Origin of the sequence: Rhodococcus sp. IEGM 1408 (genome assembly GCF_033142235.1) — a bacterium.
Taxonomy (GTDB): domain Bacteria; phylum Actinomycetota; class Actinomycetes; order Mycobacteriales; family Mycobacteriaceae; genus Dietzia.
Genome location: NZ_JAWLRW010000010.1, coordinates 76,793 through 94,720, shown reverse-complemented (window position 1 = coordinate 94,720; position 17,928 = coordinate 76,793). Strand labels below are relative to the sequence as shown.

The 17,928-nt window shown below is 70.1% G+C and carries 15 protein-coding genes; 12 read left to right on the top strand and 3 right to left on the bottom strand.

Going from position 1 to position 17,928, the window contains the following annotated elements:
- The first annotated feature begins 110 nt into the window (after positions 1–110).
- The 6 genes from R4P08_RS15390 to R4P08_RS15365 all read left to right on the top strand — a co-directional run bounded on the left by R4P08_RS15390 (position 111) and on the right by R4P08_RS15365 (position 7,572).
- Positions 111–1,781 (top strand): class I adenylate-forming enzyme family protein, encoded by a 1,671-nt coding sequence (locus R4P08_RS15390; protein WP_317814772.1) that lies wholly within the window; start codon positions 111–113, stop codon positions 1,779–1,781.
- 34 nt (positions 1,782–1,815) lie between these two features.
- Positions 1,816–3,174 carry an MFS transporter gene (locus tag R4P08_RS15385; RefSeq protein WP_317814771.1) on the top strand — a complete coding sequence of 453 codons (1,359 nt, stop codon included), beginning with the start codon at positions 1,816–1,818 and terminating at the stop codon, positions 3,172–3,174.
- Between the two features lie 53 nt (positions 3,175–3,227).
- Complete coding sequence (locus R4P08_RS15380; RefSeq protein ID WP_317814770.1) at positions 3,228–4,301, top strand: phosphotransferase family protein; 1,074 nt, start codon at positions 3,228–3,230, stop codon at positions 4,299–4,301.
- 59 nt (positions 4,302–4,360) lie between these two features.
- The gene (locus R4P08_RS15375; RefSeq protein ID WP_317814818.1) at positions 4,361–5,122 is read left to right on the top strand and encodes an SDR family NAD(P)-dependent oxidoreductase; all 762 of its coding nucleotides are present in this window, start codon (positions 4,361–4,363) and stop codon (positions 5,120–5,122) included.
- Positions 5,123–5,144: 22 nt separating this feature from the next.
- Positions 5,145–6,350 (top strand): acyl-CoA dehydrogenase family protein, encoded by a 1,206-nt coding sequence (locus R4P08_RS15370; RefSeq protein ID WP_317814769.1) that lies wholly within the window; start codon positions 5,145–5,147, stop codon positions 6,348–6,350.
- 79 nt (positions 6,351–6,429) lie between these two features.
- Positions 6,430–7,572, top strand: coding sequence for a thiolase family protein (locus R4P08_RS15365; protein WP_317814768.1), 1,143 nt, complete (start codon positions 6,430–6,432; stop codon positions 7,570–7,572).
- 165 nt (positions 7,573–7,737) lie between these two features.
- Here R4P08_RS15365 and R4P08_RS15360 read toward each other — a convergent pair whose 3' ends face one another.
- Positions 7,738–8,841 carry a zinc-binding dehydrogenase gene (locus tag R4P08_RS15360; protein ID WP_317814767.1) on the bottom strand — a complete coding sequence of 368 codons (1,104 nt, stop codon included), beginning with the start codon at positions 8,839–8,841 and terminating at the stop codon, positions 7,738–7,740.
- A 144-nt stretch (positions 8,842–8,985) separates the two neighbouring features.
- Here R4P08_RS15360 and R4P08_RS15355 point away from each other — a divergent pair, with 144 nt between their 5' ends.
- From R4P08_RS15355 to fabG, 3 genes are read left to right on the top strand one after another with little or no spacing between them, the layout of a single operon-like run.
- Positions 8,986–10,182 carry an acyl-CoA dehydrogenase family protein gene (locus tag R4P08_RS15355; RefSeq protein ID WP_317814766.1) on the top strand — a complete coding sequence of 399 codons (1,197 nt, stop codon included), beginning with the start codon at positions 8,986–8,988 and terminating at the stop codon, positions 10,180–10,182.
- Positions 10,179–11,417 (top strand): CaiB/BaiF CoA transferase family protein, encoded by a 1,239-nt coding sequence (locus R4P08_RS15350; protein ID WP_411741218.1) that lies wholly within the window; start codon positions 10,179–10,181, stop codon positions 11,415–11,417. The genes R4P08_RS15355 and R4P08_RS15350 overlap by 4 nt, the downstream gene beginning before the upstream one ends.
- A gap of 16 nt (positions 11,418–11,433) precedes the next feature.
- A complete protein-coding gene (fabG, locus tag R4P08_RS15345; protein WP_317814765.1) occupies positions 11,434–12,174 on the top strand; it encodes a 3-oxoacyl-ACP reductase FabG in 741 nt (246 codons plus the stop codon).
- A 75-nt stretch (positions 12,175–12,249) separates the two neighbouring features.
- Here the strand turns inward: fabG and R4P08_RS15340 are convergent, their stop codons facing one another.
- A complete protein-coding gene (locus tag R4P08_RS15340) occupies positions 12,250–13,014 on the bottom strand; it encodes a FadR/GntR family transcriptional regulator (RefSeq protein WP_317814764.1) in 765 nt (254 codons plus the stop codon).
- A gap of 64 nt (positions 13,015–13,078) precedes the next feature.
- Entirely contained in the window at positions 13,079–14,080 is a 1,002-nt protein-coding gene (locus R4P08_RS15335) for a MaoC family dehydratase (protein WP_317814763.1), read from the bottom strand.
- 126 nt (positions 14,081–14,206) lie between these two features.
- On the opposite strand from R4P08_RS15335, the gene R4P08_RS15330 reads away from it, so the two are divergent.
- From R4P08_RS15330 to R4P08_RS15320, 3 genes are all read left to right on the top strand, one after another.
- On the top strand, positions 14,207–15,361 hold the full coding sequence (locus R4P08_RS15330; protein WP_317814762.1) for an acyl-CoA dehydrogenase family protein: 1,155 nt from the start codon (positions 14,207–14,209) through the stop codon (positions 15,359–15,361).
- Positions 15,358–15,810 carry a MaoC family dehydratase gene (locus R4P08_RS15325; protein WP_317814761.1) on the top strand — a complete coding sequence of 151 codons (453 nt, stop codon included), beginning with the start codon at positions 15,358–15,360 and terminating at the stop codon, positions 15,808–15,810. Before R4P08_RS15330 ends, R4P08_RS15325 begins: the two co-directional genes overlap by 4 nt.
- Before the next feature lie 683 nt (positions 15,811–16,493).
- The gene (locus R4P08_RS15320) at positions 16,494–17,846 is read left to right on the top strand and encodes a PhoH family protein (protein WP_317814760.1); all 1,353 of its coding nucleotides are present in this window, start codon (positions 16,494–16,496) and stop codon (positions 17,844–17,846) included.
- Positions 17,847–17,928: the final 82 nt, after the last annotated feature.

The following is a 17,928-nucleotide window of genomic DNA, read 5'->3' as shown; positions in this document are numbered from 1 at the left end:
GATCATCGGGGGAACCCTGGTTCCAGAACGGTTGACAGGCGATGTGCTGTAGGTAACACTACCTCACACCGAGCGATCGATCGGTCGGTACGACGGAACGGAGGCTGACGATGAGCGAACTGGACTCGCGCCCCTGGCGCGAGCTGTACCGCCCCGGGCTCGACGAGAGCCTCGCGGGGCAACCGGCAACGCTCGTCGACGCGTGGCGGGAGAGGGTCGCAGCCAACCCGGACCGGACCGCCATCGCGTACTTCGACACGGCACTGACCGCCCTCGAGGTCGACCGGTTGTCGGACGCCCTCGGCGCAGCACTGCAGGACCGCGGGGTGGGTGCCGGCGACCGTGTCGGTATCCACCTCCAGAACATCCCGCAGTACGCACTGGGGATGCTCGCGCTCTGGAAGATCGGTGCGGCGGCGGTGGTGCTCAACCCGATGTACTTCGGGCGCGAACTCCGGCTTCCCGTCGAGGACTCCGGAGCGGTCGGGATCATCGCCACGGACACCGACGTCCCCGCCATCCGGGACAGCGTGGCCGGCACCGACACCGCGTGGATCCTCAGCACCAGCGAGCGCGATCTGCAGACCCGCGACGATCCCCGGGCGTTCGCCGGCGACGAGCCGAACGATGTGTCCGAGGACGGCGACCTGCTCGCGCTCATGCGTGAGTACGACGGCCGGTCCCCGGAGCCCGTCACCGCGACTCCGGGCGACCTCGCGCTGCTGACCTACACGTCCGGGACCACCGGCCCGCCCAAGGGCGCGATGAACTCCCACGCCAACGTGGTGGCCGTGGCGCGCAGCTTCGCGGACTTCGTCGGCGTGGTCCCGGGAGACGTCGTCCTGGCGATCGCTCCGCTGTTCCACATCACCGGCGCGGTCATCAACGCCACGCTGGCCCTGCTCGCGGACACCACCCTCGTCTTTGCCGGACGGTTCCGGCCCGGAGTCGTGCTGGACGCGTTCCGCGAGCACGGGGTGACGTACACGATCGGCTCGATCACCGCCTACAACGCCCTCATGCGACTGGACGAGGCCGGCCCGGAGCACTTCGCCGCGGTCAAGACCCTCTACAGCGGGGGAGCGCCCATCCCGCCGTCCACGGTGGACCGATTCCAGGAGCGGTTCGGGCACTACATCCACAACGGGTACGGGATGACCGAGACGACCTCCGGGGTCGTCGCCGTCCCGCCCGGGCTCCGCGCGCCGGTGGACGAGACCAGCGGCACCCTCTCCATCGGGGTGCCGCTCCCGGGGATCGACGCGAGCGTGGTCGGCGCCGACGACCGGCCCGTGGCGGCCGGCGAGCAGGGCGAGCTCGTCCTGTCCGGTCCGCAGATCGTGTCGGGCTACTGGCGCAACGAGGTGGCCACCGCCGGGGCGATGCCGGGCGGCAGGCTGCACACCGGCGACGTCGCGGTCATCGACGAGGCCGGCTGGGTGTACCTCGTGGACCGACTCAAGGACCAGATCAACGCCTCCGGGTACAAGGTCTGGCCGCGGGAGGTCGAGGACGCCCTGTACGAGCACGACGCCGTCTTCGAGGCGGCCGTCGTCGGGCTCCCCGACGCGTACCGCGGTGAGAAGGTCGTCGCCTTCGTCTCCCTCAAGGCCGGGCTGACCGCCACGGAGGACGAGCTGGTCGCCTTCGCCGCCACCCGACTCGCCGCCTACAAACGGCCGACCGAGGTCCACGTGGTCCGCGAACTCCCCAAGACGCAGACCGGAAAGATCCGCCGCCGCGAACTGCGCGACGAGCACACCCCCGCCCAGACCTCCTGATCACAGACCCACACCCCACCCGAAGGGAAACGACATGGCCGAGGCCACCATCCATCCGGACCAGCCGGGACAGCCGCCCACCCCGGACGTCGTGCCCGCGCAGTCCGCGTCGGGAAACAAGAACGCGATCAGGTCGCTGGCCGCGAGTACCACCGGGCAGCTGTTCGAGTGGTACGAGTGGACCGCCTACGCGGTCTTCGCCCCGTTCATCGCCGCCGCGATGTTCAACAACGACGACCCGGTCTCCGCGCTGCTGGCCACCTTCGCGGTCTTCGCGGTCGGCTTCCTGGTCCGCCCGCTCGGCGGCATCGTCTTCGGCCGCATCGCGGACGTCAAGGGACGCAAGTTCGTCCTCATCACCACGATGCTCATGATGGCGGCGGCGAGCCTGCTCATCGGGCTCCTGCCCAGCTACGAGACGCTGGGGATCTTCGCCTCCGCGCTGCTCCTGCTCTGCCGCATGATCCAGGGCTTCGCGCACGGCGGTGAGTCCGCCACCGCGTACACCTACGTCGCGGAGATCGCGCCGCCTCACCGCCGCGGCATGTGGGGCAGCCTCGTCTTTGTGGCCATCATGGGTGGCACGGTCATCGCCTACGGCATCGGCGGCAGCATCACCGCGCTGCTGTCCGAGTCCGCCGTCGGCCAGTGGGGTTGGCGCATCCCGTTCCTGCTCGGCGCCGTGTTCGCCCTCTTCGTCCTCTACCTCCGGGCCGGCATGGAGGAGTCGGACGTCTTCGACAAGGCCGCCGCCGCCGCCGAAGCGGACCCCGACTCCCCGGTCGCCACGTTCTCCAAGGGCCGCCTGGCCCGCGCCATCGCGCTGGTCGTGACCATGGTCTCCGGTGTGACGGTCGCCCACTACACCTGGAGCTCGTACGCCTCCACGTTCGCGATCACGCAGCGCGACATGGACGCGGGCGCCGCGTTCTGGATGATCTTCGGCAGCCAGCTCATCGCCCTGTGCACCCTGCCGCTGTGGGGCCTGCTCTCGGACAAGATCGGCCGCCGCCCGGTGATCTTCATCTTCGCCGTCGGCACGATCGTCACCACCCCCTTCCTCATGGGGATGATCGACGACCGGCCGTGGACCCTGTTCCTGACCTCGCTGATCGCCATGACCCTGGTCGCCGCCGCGGGTTCCATCCTCTCCTCGTTCATGTCCGAGGCCTTCCCGACCAAGATGCGCACGGCGGGCATCGGCTTCGCCTACTCGCTCTCGGTCGCGGTGTTCGGCGGCAGCGCGCCGTACCTCAACGCCAAGTTCATCGATCTGGACCTCTACTGGATGATCAGCGCCTACATCATCGTGCTGTGCGTGTGCACCATCATCGCCACGGCGATCATGAAGGAGACCAGGGGACACGACCTGCACCGGGTCGGGCACCACTAGTCCGCCCGCCTCCCAGCCACCCCGACCGCTCACCGATCGCGAGGATCCACCTCATGACCACCTCACCTCCCGTGTCCGACGGCCTGCCCGTCGACCAGTTGCTCAACCCCGCCGTCGTCGGCCCCAGGATCGCCCAGGCCACCGGAGACAAGGCCTGGGAGGATTTCTCCGCCGAGCTGATCGCCGGCGGCAAATCCAACCTCACCTTCACGCTCCGCTCGGACGCCGGGGAGCTGATCCTGCGCCGACCGCCCACGGGCGAGCTGCTGCCGAGCGCCCACGACATGGGCCGCGAGGCCCGGATCCAGCTGGGGTTGGCCACCACGGACGTCCCGGTCGCCGAGATCGTGCTCTACGAGACCTCCGGTGAGGACCTGGGCGTGCCGTACTACGTGATGGAGAAGGTGGTCGGTCACGTCATCCGTGACGAGCTCCCGGCGGGATACGCCCGGAGCGACGACGACAAGGCGGCCATGGCCGACGCCCAGATCGATGCGATGGTCGCGCTTCACGCCGTGGATCAGGAGTCGGTCGGACTGGGGGACCTCGGTCGCCCGGAGGGCTACCTGGAGCGGCAGCTCCGCCGGTGGCTCGGTCAGTCGGAGAAGGCGAGCGACACCGTCCGCGCCGATCGCCTGCCCGACCTGGCCGCGCGTCTCGGGGAGAGCCAGCCCACCTCGCCGTCGTCGCGGATCATCCACGGTGACTACCGCATGGACAACTGTGTGGTGGACCCCGACGACCCGGGGCGGATCAAGGCGATCCTCGACTGGGAGCTGTCCACGCTCGGCGATCCGGTCGCCGACCTGGCCCAGACGGTCCTCTACTGGGGCGACCCCGACGGGCCGGTGGTGCCGCTCATCCCCAGCCTGACCACCGAGGCGGGGTGGCCCGGACCGCAGCGACTGCTGGAGCGGTACTGCGCGGCCACCGGCACCGATCCCGCGCAGATGCCCTGGTACCTGGCGTTCGCGACGTTCAAGTTCGCGGCGATCGCCCAGGGCGTGGCCACCCGTTCGGAGGCCGGCGACATGGCCGGCCAGGACTTCGGCGACATCGGTCCGCAGATCCGCGAGCTGGTGGAGTACGGCCACTCGATCCTCGACACCCGGAAGGGGACCCACTGATGACCGACCCAGACAACCGCGCCGTACCGGTCGATCCCCGCACCGGTCCGCAGCACGCGATCCCCGTTCTCGACCGTTTCCGCCTGGACGGACGCGTCGCCGTGATCACCGGGGCCTCCTCGGGGCTCGGCGTCGGGTTCGCCCGCGCGCTGTCCTCGGCCGGCGCCACCGTCGTGCTGGCCGCGCGGCGGCGGGACCGCCTCGATGCCCTCGCCGAGGAGCTCCGCGCCGCCGGCGGCACGGCCTCGACCGTGGCGTGCGACGTCGCCGACCCCGAGGCGTGCGCGGCGATGGTCCGCGCGGCCATGGACTCCCACGGGCGGATCGACATCCTGGTCAACAACGCCGGAATCGGCACAGCGGTGCCCGCGCTCAAGGAGACCCCCGAGCAGTTCCGGGGCGTGGTGGACGTCAACCTCCACGGCGCCTACTGGGCGGCCAAGGAGTGCGCGGCCGTCATGGAACCCGGCTCGAGCATCGTCAACGTCGCCAGTGTCCTGGGCCTGACCGCCGGATTCGCGCCGCAGGCCGCCTACTCCGCATCCAAGGCCGCGGTGCTGGGACTGACCCGCGACCTGGCCGCGCAGTGGGGGAGCAGGCGCGGGATCCGTGTCAACGCGCTCGCCCCCGGCTACTTCGCGTCCGAGATGACCGACGAGATCCCCGAGAAGATGCTCGCGGACATCACCGGCCGCACGATCTTCGGACGGCTCGGACTCCAGCCCGAGCTCGACTCGGCCCTGGTCTTCCTGGCCTCCGACGCCTCATCGTTCATCACCGGATCGACGCTCACCGTCGACGGTGGGATGACCCTTCACTAGATCGTCTAGACAGGACACAACAATGGATTTCACCCAGAGTCAGCGCAGCGTGGAGCTGCAGGAGAACATGTGGGAGTTCATGCGGGAGCACGTGCTGCCCGCGGAGCCGGTGTGGGCCGAGTACCTGCGCGAGCACGGTGACAACGCCTACCCGCCGGTCATGGAGGACCTGAAGGCCGAAGCCCGCCGCCGCGGACTGTGGAACCTCTTCCTGCCCGAGTGGTCGGGGATCTCCAACCTCGAGTTCGCCGCGGTCTCGGAGATCACCGGCTGGTCGCCGGTCATCGCCCCGGAGGCCATCAACTCGCAGGCCCCCGACACCGGGAACATGGAGACCTTCCACCTGTTCGGCACCGACGAGCAGAAGGCCAGGTATCTCGAGCCGCTCAAGGAGGGCAGGATCCGGTCGGCGTACGCCATGACCGAGCCCGACGTCGCCTCCTCGGACGCCACCAACATCCAGACCGTCATCCGCCGCGAGGGCGACGAGTACGTGATCAACGGCCGCAAGTGGTGGATCACCGGCATCGCCGACACCCGCTGCGAGATCCTCATCGTCATGGGCAAGACCGACGAGTCGGCCGAGACCCACCGCCAGCAGTCGATGGTCCTGGTCCCGCGGGACACCCCCGGCCTGACCATCGAGCGCAACCTGCCGCTGTTCGGCTACCAGGACCAGCACGGGCACTGCGAGATCGTCTTCGACGACGTCCGGGTGCCCGCAGAGAACCTGCTGGGCGAGGAGGGCGCCGGATTCGCGATCGCCCAGGCCCGCCTCGGGCCGGGCCGCATCCACCACGCCATGCGCGCCATCGGCATGGCCGAGCGGGCGCTGGCCCTCATGGTCGACCGCGCCAAGTCCCGCCACGCCTTCGGTGGCGCCCTGTCCGAGCAGGGCGTGGTGCAGGAGCACATCGCCAACTCGCGGATCGAGATCGATCAGGCCCGCCTGCAGGTCCAGCACTGCGCGTGGATGATCGACACGGTCGGCGCCAAGGACGCGCGCTTCGAGATCTCCGCCATCAAGGTGATCGCCCCGCAGGTCGCGTGCGCCGTGATCGACCGGGCCATCGAGGTCTTCGGCGGCGCCGGCGTCTCCGGCGACACCCCGCTGGCGTACTTCTACGCGTGGGCCCGGGCCCTGCGGATCGTCGACGGCCCGGACGCCGTCCACCGTCGCACGATCGCGCGCGGCGAACTCCGGCGGACGCCGCCCTTCGTGGGCTGACGCCGGGCACACTGACTGCTAGACCACCACCTTGTAGACCACCATCATCACCGAACGACGACAAGAACAGGAACAAGACATGGGAGCAGTAATCGTCGAGGCCGTGCGCAGCGCGGTCGGCAAGCGTAATGGCGGATTGGCGGGCGTCCATCCGGCCGACCTGTCGGGCAAGGTGCTCAAGGCGCTGGCCGAGCGCGCGGGAATCGACCCGGCCGTCGTAGAGGACGTCATCTGGGGCTGCGTCACGCAGGCCGGTGAGCAGACCGGTGACATCGCCCGCACCGCCGTCCTGTCCGCGGGCTGGCCGGAGACGGTCACCGGTGTGACGATCGACCGTCAGTGTGGGTCGTCGCAGCAGGCGCTGAGCTTCGCCGTCGCAGTGGTCGAGTCCGGCTACCACGACGTGGTGGTGGCCGGCGGCGTCGAGTCCATGAGCCGCCAGCCGATGGGCAGCTCGATCACCGGTGAGGGCATCCCCTACGGGGAGGACTTCCTCGGCCGGTACGACGGCACCATGCCCAACCAGGGCATCGGCGCCGAGATGATCGCCGAGCGGTGGGGCCTGTCCCGGACCCAGCTCGACGAGTTCGCCGTGGCCTCGCACGAGAAGGCCGCCGCGGCGCAGGACGCGGGCGTGAACTCGGGACACATCGTCCCGGTCACGACTCCGGACGGCGTGTTCGACGCCGACCAGGGCATCCGCCGCGGCAGCACCGTGGAGGGGTTGGCAGCGCTCAAGACCCCGTTCAAGTCCGACGGTGTGGTCAGCGCCGGCAACGCCTCGCAGATCTCCGACGGCGCTGCCGCCATCCTGGTGATGAGCGAGGAGGCGGCCGCCAAGTACGGCTGCACCCCCATCGCACGGGTGCACACCGCGACGCTTGCCGGTGACGACCCGGTCATCATGCTGACCGCCCCGATCCCGGCCACGGCCAAGGCGCTCGAGCGCTCGGGCCTGACCATCGACGACATCGGCGTGTTCGAGGTCAACGAGGCGTTCGCCTCCGTGCCGATGGCCTGGCTGGCCGAGACCGGTGCCGACCCGGCCAAGCTCAATCCCAACGGCGGCGCGATCGCCCTCGGACACCCGCTCGGCGGGTCCGGCGCCCGGATCATGACGGACATGGTCCACCACATGAAGGCCAACGGGATCAAGTACGGCCTGCAGACGATGTGTGAGGGCGGCGGCCAGGCCAACGCCACCATCATCGAGCTGCTCTGACCCGGCTGAGCTGACCGGTCTGCCCAAGCGGACCCGACACACCGCGACCCCCGCACTCCACTCCAGGAGGGCGGGGGTCGCGGTGTTCCGCGTCGACAAGTGCGTTTCGCACGTATCGCCCGAGTGGGAACGCGCGAAACGGTCTTCTCGACGAGGTGGGGGGATCTACTCGCCGGTGAGGACCACCGCGCGGCCCAGGATCTCGCCGCGGTCGAGAGCCTGGTAGGTCTCCGGCGCCTCGGCCAGCGGCACCCGCCGGGAGATCACACTGCTCAGGTCCAGCTTCCCGGCGGCCAGGAGTCGGATGAGGGCCGGGATGTCCTGCCGGGCGCGGGCGCCGTAGGAGCCCTTGATCTGGATCTTCCGGCGGACGATCCGCGCCAGGTCCACGTCGAGGGAGGTCCCCGCCGGCGGGATGCCCACCACCACGACCCTGCCGCCCTCGCGGACGATGTCCGTCGCCTGACGCGTGGTGGCGGCCGATCCCAGGGCCTCGAAGGCGGCGTCGACGCCCCGACCCCCGGTGAGCTCCAGGACCGCCTCGGCGGCGTCGATCTCGGCCGAGTTGATGGTGTGGGTGGCGCCCATGCGGCGTGCCAGGGCGAGCTTGTCGTCGTCGATATCTATCGCGATAACCGATTCGGCGCCGCTCACCGCGGCGAGTTGGACGATGTTCAGCCCGACCCCGCCCACGGCCACCACGGCCACGGACTCCCCGGTCCGGACGTCGCCGACGTTCCGCACGGCGCCGTAGGCGGTGAACAGCGAGCACCCCAGGATCGCCGAGTCCGCCAGGTCGAGTTCCTCCGGGAGGACGAAGGCGGCGGTCGCGGGCGTGACGCTGTACTCGGCGAGTCCGCCCATGGAGTACATCGACAGCGGCTCACCGTTCGCGCGGTGCAGGCGCGTCTCGCCGTCGTACAGGGTCCCGCGCAGGCGGTTGAACTCGAAGAACGTCGAGCACAGGTCCTCCATCCCGCGCGCACAGTTCTCGCACGTCCCGCACGGCATGATGAACGAGCCCACCACCCGGTCGCCTGGCTTGACGTTGGTCACGCCCCGGCCGACCTCGGCGACGATGCCCGACACCTCGTGCCCGAGGACCCCGGGGAGGGGGAAGCCGACCTCGCCCTTCATCACGTGCAGGTCGGTGTGGCACACCCCGCACGCGGTGCTGTGGATGAGCACCTCGCCCTCGCGGGGTCCGGGGATTTTGATGTCCTCGATCACCAGGGGTGAACGGGTATCGACACACACCGCAGCCTTCATGGGGGCGACTGTACCCAGCCGTCAGCGGCCGGGGCGGCCGTGGCTGTTGTCCGTCCGGGCAATTCATGATAATAATTGGAATCATACGGCGCGGGCTGCGATCCGCGGACGACCATCTCGACCAGCATCCGAAGGGCCAGAACGATGAGCGAACAGCCCACGCCGACCGCGTCCGAGGTGGACGCGGAGGACTTTGCCGACATCCTCGCGGCGACCCGGGACTACATCCGCACCGTGGTGGTGCCCCGCGAGCAGGAGATCGCGGACACCGACGCCATCCCGGACGAGATCCGCGCCGGCCTGGCCGACATGGGTCTGTTCGGGTACGCGATCCCGCAGCAGTGGGGTGGGCTCGGTCTGGACCTCACGCAGGACGTCGAGCTGGCCATGGAGTTCGGCTACACCACGCTCGCGATGCGCTCGCTCTTCGGCACCAACAACGGGATCGCGGGCCAGGTGCTGGTCAACTTCGGTACCGACGAGCAGAAGACCGAGTGGCTCGAGCGGATCGCCTCCGGCGAGGTGATCGCCTCCTTCGCGCTCACCGAGGACGGCGCCGGCTCGAACCCGGCCGGACTGGCCACCAAGGCTGTCCGAGACGGCGGCGACTGGGTCATCGACGGCAACAAGCGCTTCATCACCAACGCACCGCTGGCCGACCTCTTCGTGGTGTTCGCCCGCACCCGGCCCGCCGACCAGAGCGGGACCGGCATCGCCGTGTTCCTGGTCCCGGCGGACGCCCCGGGCGTGAGCGTCGGCCCCAGGGACAGGAAGATGGGCCAGGAGGGCGCCTGGACCGCTGAGGTCAGCTTCCAGGGCGTGCGGGTTCCCGATTCCGCGCTGGTCGGCGGGAACGAGGACGCCGGGTACCGTGCGGCAATGACCTCGCTGGCCCGCGGCCGCGTCCACATCGCGGCGCTCGCGGTGGGCTCCGCGCAGCGGGCGCTCGACGAGTCGCTGGCCTACGCCGCGACCACCACCCAGGGTGGCGAGGCCATCGGCGGATTCCAGTTGGTCCAGGCCATGCTCGCCGATCAGCAGACGGGCGTCATGGCGGGACGCGCGCTCGTGCGGGAGGCCGCCGCCAAGTACGTCTCCGGAGAGGACCGCCGGATCGCCCCCTCGGTGGCCAAGCTCTACTGCACCGAGATGGCCGGCGAGGTCGCCGACAAGGCGGTCCAGATCCACGGCGGAACCGGCTACATGCGTGGTGTCGCTGTCGAGCGGATCTACCGCGACATCCGGCTCCTGCGCCTGTACGAGGGCACCAGCGAGATCCAGCGCCTCATCATCGGCGGCGGGCTCGTGCGCGGCTGGTCCGAGGGGGCGGGTTCCAGGTGACGGGCACGGCTCAACCGGGCCCGGGTGAATCGGGCGCCGCCGAACCGGGCACGACCGCCGAGTCCGACCTGCCGCTCGCCGGGATCACCGTGGTCGCGATCGAGCAGGCCGTGGCCGGACCGCTCGCCACCCGGCACCTCGCCGACCTCGGCGCCCGGGTGATAAAGATCGAACGCCCGGGGGAGGGCGACTTCGCCCGCTCCTACGACGACACCGTCCACGGGCTGGCCTCACATTTCGTCTGGCTGGGCCGGGGCAAGGAGTCGATAGAACTCGATCTGGCCTCCGAACACGGGCGGCGGATCGCCCTCGACCTGGCCGACCGTGCGGATGTGGTGCTCAGCAACCTGGCCCCCGGGGCGATGGAGCGGTTGGGCCTGGGCGCCGCTGCGCTCAGGGAGCGGAATGACGACCTCGTCGTCGTCACCATCTCCGGATACGGCGACGGCGGGCCGTACTCGGACCGCAAGGCCTACGACATGCTCGTGCAGGCGGAGTCCGGGCTGTGCTCGATCACCGGCACGCCCGCGGCCGCCACCAAGACCGGGGTGCCGGTCTCCGACATCGCGACCGGCATGTACGCGCTCTCGGCCGTTCAGGGGGCGTTGTTCCGGCGGGAGCGCACCGGGCGCGGCGCCACCGTCGAGGTCTCGATGCTCGAGGCGACCGCCGAGTGGATGGGCCACCCCATGTACATCCGGATGTACTCGGGCCGGCAGGTCGGGCGGATGGGGCTGTCGCACGCGTCGATCTGCCCGTACGACGCCTTTCCGACCCGGGACGCCTCGGTGCTGATCGGCGTCCAGAACGACCGAGGGTGGGCCGCCCTGGTGCGCGACGTCCTGGGGCGGCCGGAACTGGTCGACGACGAGCGGTACGCCACCAACATCGCCCGCGTCGCCCGCCGCGCGGAGGTGGACGCGATGATCGGCGCACTGACCCGCGGTTTCGGCGCCGACGAGCTGGCGGAGCGGCTCGACCGCTTCGGCGTCCCGGCCGCCCGACTCAACGACGTGGCCGGGCTGGTCGATCACCCGCAGCTCGAGGCGCGGGACCGGTGGCGGGACGTCGACACGCCCGCCGGGCCGGTCCGGGGACTACTGCCCCCGATGACGTTTACGGATGTAGAGCTGCCCATGAGGCCGGTCCCCGCCCTCGGTCAGCACACGGAGGCGATCCTCGCCGAGCTCCGGCAGGACGCTCCACACCGCAACACCACCACCATCGACTCATAGAGACAGGACACACATCATGGGAATGCTCGAGGGTAAGACCGCCGTCGTCACCGGAGCCGCACGCGGAATCGGACTGGAGATCGCGCGGACGTTCATCGACCAGGGTGCGCGAGTGGTCGTCGGGGACATCGACGACGAGGCCGGCGCGGCCGCCGTCGCCGAACTGGGCGGCGAGGACAAGGCCCGCTACGTCCGTTGCGATGTGCGCGACGGCGCGGCGGTCGAGGCGATGATCGACGTGGCCGAGGAGGCGTTCGGCCCGCTCGGGGTGTTTGTCAACAACGCCGGCGTCACCCGCGACGCCACGATGCGCAAGATGACCGAGCAGCAGTTCGACGACATCATCGCGATCCACCTCAAGGGCACCTGGAACGGCACCCGCGCGGCGGCCGGTCGCATGCGCGAGTACGGGGGAGGGGCGATCGTCAACGTCTCCTCGATCTCCGGCAAGGTCGGGCTGATGGGGCAGACCAACTACTCCGCCGCCAAGGCCGGGATCATCGGGCTGACCAAGGCCGCCGCCAAGGAGGTCGCGTTCAAGAACGTCCGCATCAACGCCATCCAGCCCGGGCTCATCCGGACCGCCATGACCCTGGCGATGCCGGAGCACATCTACAAGGAGAAGCTGGCCGAGATCCCCATGGGGCGGGCGGCCGAGCCGAGCGAGGTCGCGCAGGTCGTGCTGTTCCTGGCCAGCGACATGTCCAGCTACATGACCGGCACGGTCCTGGAGATCACCGGCGGCCGCCACATCTGATCGAAGGTCTGGCGCGCGTCTGATCGCCGTCCCGCGCCCCCGGTCGGTGGCCGGGGGCGCGCTGCTGCCTCTCGCTCAGCCCAGATCCCAGCGGATCGGCTGCGCGAGCTCGGAGTGGAACCGCTTCTCCAGGAACGTGGTGTGCTCCTGGATGTGCGCGGACATCAGGCGGGCGGCGGTGTCGGGGTCCCGGTCGGCGAGGGCCGCGTAGATGTCGTCGTGGATGTCGCAGGTCAGCTCGCGCTGCCGTCTGGGGTACGTGATGCCCATCGAGGCGCCGGCGATGAGGCCGGTCAGGGCGTCGAAGAGGTACCCGAAGAGGGTGTTCCCGGAGCTCCAGGCGATCAGCTCGTGGAAACGCTCGGACTGGGCGGAGAACGCGTCCTGGTCGCTCAGCTGCTCCCGCGTCTCGCGCAGGTTCTCCCGGAGTCGCAGCAGTCCGGCGTCGTCGATCCGCGTGGTGGCCAGCCGTGCGATGGAGGGCTCGAGTGCGGCGCGGGCCTCCATGATGGTGGAGAACGGGGCGTTCTCGAACTGCAGGAGCAGACTCAGCGTGGCGGCGAGCGTGCTCCCGTCCGGCTGCTGCACGATGGGCCCCCCGCCCGGGCCGGGCTTGAGGCTGATGACGCCCTGGAGTTCCAGGTACCGCAGCGACTCGCGCAGCGTGCCGCGGCCGACCCCGTATTCCTCCAGCATGCGGTGCTCGGGGGGCAGGCGGTCACCCACGGTGTTGCCGTGCCGGGAGATGTCCTCGACGATCTGCTGGGCCACGAGGAGCGCGGTCTTCTTCGGTCGACCGACCCCCGGACGCGGCGACCTGCCGCCGTCGGATGAACTCATGACAACCATTATCCCTGTCTCCCGCCCTGTCCGTGTCCCCGTCCCCGGCTCGCGGCAGGAGGGTTCACGGCATGAGGACGGTGTAGGCCCAGTCGAGGACCGGCGCGTCGCCGTCCTCGCGGTGCGCGGTGACCAGTGACCGCAGGTCGAGCGCGACTCCACCACCGGGCAGGTCGGTGGCGGCGCCCACCACGACGTCACTGCTCAGCGTGTCGCCCTCGCGGACCGGACCCACGTGATCGCAGGAGTGCCAGCCGAGCACCGTGAGCATCGAGGGCAGGGCGCGGGTGGCCTGCGCCAGGGCCAGGCCGATGGTGTGCCCGCCGTAGACCAGCCGGCCCGCGCCGGAGACGCGTGCGTCGTGGTGGGTCTCGGCGACGTTCACGGTGAGGCGCGCCAGCTCGGGAGCGCTCGAGACCACGTCGGCACCGGGGCGCAGGACGGTGCCCTCGCCGGGCGGCGGCGTCCGGGCCCCCGGGACCCGCGCACGGTAGGCGCCCAGGTCCCAGCCCTCGGGCGCGGTCCACGGCTGGGGGAGCCCCGTGCCGATCGTCGACAGGTCGTCGGCGTGCACGGATGACTCCGGGTCGACCCCCTCGGCCACCGGCAGCATGGCGCAGCGGTGGAAATCCAGGACGGGCCGCCCGTCCTGGTCGGTGGTGGTCATGCGCAGTGCGGCCAGCCCGGTGGCGGCGCGTCCCGGCTTGGGTCTGTTCGACCTGAGCCCCACGACCTCGGTCCGGGTGGTGAGCGTGTCACCGATCCGCGGGGCGGCGAGCAGGCGCAGGCCCCGGTAGAAGAGGTTGGCCTTGACGTGTCGGGTCAGAGAAGTGGACTGGCCGATCGCCACGTCGGTGACGAGGCCGGGATGCGCGACCGTGCCGCCGGTGACCGCGCGTGCCAGATGGTGGTCCAGCGGCAACCGCAGGCGGTCCCCGAGGATGGCCTGGTGCGCAGCCGCGAGGCCGTCGGTCAGCGTGACCGACGGGGCGTCGTCGAAGACCCGGCCCACCTCGAGCTGGTCGAAGTAGGGTCCGCCGACCGCGGTGGGGTGTGAGGCGTCCATGCCGCCACCCTACACAATTCATGCGCATGATTATTGACTATTGGGCGCGGGGTTGCGACGATGGGCGGCGTGACCCCGCCGGGGCGGCGGGTCGACTGGTGACGACGACGACGAGGTGTTCTCCCAATGCCGGACCTGAACGACGAAGAGGCCTACCTGGTCGCCACCGTGCGCCAGTTCATCGACCGGGACGTCAAACCGTCCGTGCTCGAGATGGAGCACGCGAACACCTACCCCGAGCGGTGGATCGAGCAGATGAAGCAGATCGGGATCTACGGACTGGCGGTGCCCGAGGAGTACGGGGGCACTCCCGTCTCGATGCCCTGCTACGTCCGCGTCACCGAGGAACTCGCCCGCGGCTGGATGTCGCTCGCCGGAGCGATGGGCGGACACACCGTGGTGGCCAAGCTGCTCACCCTGTTCGGTACCGAGGAGCAGAAGCAGACCTATCTGCCGCGGCTCGCGACCGGCGAGATGCGGGCCACCATGGCGCTCACCGAACCGGGCGGTGGGTCGGACCTGCAGGGCATGAGCACCGTGGCCCGGGCCGATGGCGACGACCTGGTGATCACCGGTGCCAAGACGTGGATCACCAACGCCCGCCGCTCCGGACTCATCGCGCTGCTGTGCAAGACCGATCCCGACGCCACTCCTCAGCACAGGGGCATCTCGATCGTGCTCGTCGAGCACGGCCCGGGCCTGACGGTGTCCAAGGACCTGCCCAAGCTGGGCTACAAGGGGGTGGAGACGTGCGAGCTGGCCTTCGACGGCTACCGCACCCCGGCCACGCAGATCCTCGGCGGCGAGCCCGGCAAGGGGTTCGGCCAGATGATGAAGGGCCTGGAGACCGGCCGCATCCAGGTGGCCAGCCGAGCGCTCGGCGTGGCGGCCGCCGCGCTCGAGGACTCGCTCGCGTACGCGCAGCAGCGTGAGTCCTTTGGCAAGCCCATCTGGAAGCACCAGGCCGTCGGCCACCACCTCGCCAACATGGCCACCAAGCTCACCGCCGCCCGTCAGCTCACGCTGTTCGCGGCCGAGAAGTACGACTCAGGCGAGCGCTGCGACATGGAGGCCGGGATGGCCAAGCTGTTCGCCTCCGAGGTGGGGATGGAGATCGCGCTGGACGCGGTCCGGATCCACGGCGGGTACGGCTACTCGACCGAGTACGACGTGGAACGCTACTTCCGGGACGCCCCGCTGATGATCGTCGGCGAGGGCACCAACGAGATCCAACGCAACGTCATCGCATCGCAGCTGGTGTCACGAGGAGGACTGTCATGAGGGTGTTCGAGGGACTGGATCAGGTCGAGGCCGCCATCGGCGAGCACGTGGGTTACAGCGAGTGGATGGAGATCACGCAGGAACGGATCGACGCGTTCGCCGACGCCACCGGCGACCACCAGTGGATCCACGTCGACCCCGAGCGGGCGGCACAGGGGCCGTACGGCGCGACCATCGCGCACGGGTACCTCACCCTTTCCTTGCTTCCGGTCCTCGGCGCGGAGGTCATGGACATCCAGGGCTTCCGGATGATGATCAACTACGGCCTCGACAAGGTGCGCTTCCCGGCACCGGTTCCGGTCGGGTCGCGCATCCGCGCGGGGATCACACTGACCTCGCTCGAGCGGAAGCCCGCGGGGATCCAGCTCAACAGTCTGGTGACCGTCGAGGTCGAGGGAGGGGACCGGCCGGCCGTCGTCGCCGAGACCGTGCGGCTGATGGTGGAGTGACATGAATCCCCGCACGGCTGACGCACCGGCGGCGGCGTTCGAGACGGTGCAGTGACCCGTCTCGACCTGTCCGTCTACGGCCGCGGGGTGGCGGAGACCCGCTACCCGGCAAGAAGTGGAGTGGCTGCGGCCCGATGCCGACCACCCGGCCGACCTCTCCGTTCACATCCGGATCCCCGAGCTCGACCCCGGTGCGGCGCGGGCCTACGCGGACTGCGATCAACGACGCCGTCGTGGTGTGAGCCGATCTGCTGCCGCCCCTGACGGGCGTGCACACCCGCGACGTCGCGGCATTCAAGGACGCCGCTCGGGTGCTCGGGTTCCGGCGGGCGGACGGGGAGCCGGAGGCGATGGTGTCGTACAGCTAGGACCCACGACCGGACCCGCGACCGGACCCGCGACCGGACCCGCGACCGGACCACGCGGCCCATCGGACGATGCTGCCCCCGCAGAGTTCACAACGAGTTAACTCACAGGCATGTCATTACTGGTGTCGCCGGCGCTCCTGCGGGCGTACTGTCTGGCGCAACGGTCGGTGGGGAAGCCGACCGTCGGGAGGTCCCAGCAGATGATCGTCATAAGCGATCGGGAGGGGGCCGGCACCCGGCCCCGTCACCACCAGGTGACCTGAGCCGACCGGTCCATCCCAACACGCCCACGGTGCCGTGGGCGAGGAGCCCACCGTGACCGACACCGTACGTACCTACGTCCTCGACACCTCGGTTCTGCTGTCCGACCCGTGGGCCGTCACCCGCTTCGCCGAGCACCGCGTGGTGCTGCCGATCGCGGTCATCGGGGAGCTGGAGGCCAAGCGCCACCATCCCGAGCTGGGGTACTTCGCCCGGGAGGCACTCCGCCTGCTCGAGGATCTCCGGCTCCGGCACGGTCGGCTCGACGGCGACCTGCCGATCACCGAGCAGGGGGGCACCCTCCGGGTCGAGCTCAACCACACTGATCAGGCGATCCTGCCCTCGGGTTTCAGGAACACCGGCGAGGACTCCCGGATCCTCGCGTGCGCACTCAACCTCCGTGCGGAGGGCCTCGACACCGTGCTGGTCTCCAAGGACGTCCCGCTGCGGGTCAAGGCCGGATCGGTGGGACTGCCGGCGGACGAGTACCACGCCCAGGACGTGGTGCTGACCGGGTACAGCGGGGTCTCGGACCTGTCGGCGACCCAGGAGTTGGTGGACACCCTGTTCTCCGCGGGCGGGGCCTCACCGCTCGCGGCCCACGCCGCCGGCCTCGGCGAGGAGACGCCGGTGCACTGCGGGGTCCGGGTACACACCGAGTCGTCATCCGCGTTGGCCCGCGTCACGGACGAGGGCGGACTCAAGCTGGTCCGCGGCGACGTCGAAGTGTTTGGCCTGCGCGGCCGCTCGGCCGAGCAGCGCATCGCGATCGACTGTCTGCTCGACGAATCGATCGGCATCGTCTCCCTCGGGGGCCGGGCGGGGACGGGCAAGTCCGCGCTCGCCCTGTGCGCCGGCCTCGAGTCGGTGTTGGAGCGGCGCCGCCACCGCAAGATCGTCGTCTTCCGACCCCTGTACGCCGTGGGCGGTCAGGAGCTCGGCTACCTCCCGGGCAGTGAGTCGGAGAAGATGTCGCCGTGGGCGCAGGCCGTGTTCGACACCCTCGAGGGACTGGTCAGCGAGAACGTGATCGACGAGGTCCTGGACCGCGACATCCTCGAGGTCCTGCCGCTGACCCACATCCGCGGCCGCAGCCTGCACGACTCCTTTGTGATCGTCGACGAGGCGCAGTCGCTCGAGCGGAACGTCCTGCTCACGGTCCTGTCGCGGCTGGGCACGGGCTCCCGCGTGGTGCTCACCCACGACGTCGCCCAGCGGGACAACCTGCGGGTCGGCCGCCACGACGGCGTCCAGGCCGTGGTCGAGAAGCTCAAGGGGCACCCCCTGTTCGCGCACGTCACGCTCAACCGCTCGGAGCGCTCCGCTATCGCCGAGCTCGTGACCGAGATGCTCGAGGAGTCCCATCCCGGGGCGCAGCCTGAGCTGCGCCGCATCCACGCAGCGTGACCAGACGGCCGAAGGTGCTCGCCTGACGAGGTGAGATGATCGACTCCGGACTCCGGGCTCCGGGCTCCGTACCCGGACCCGA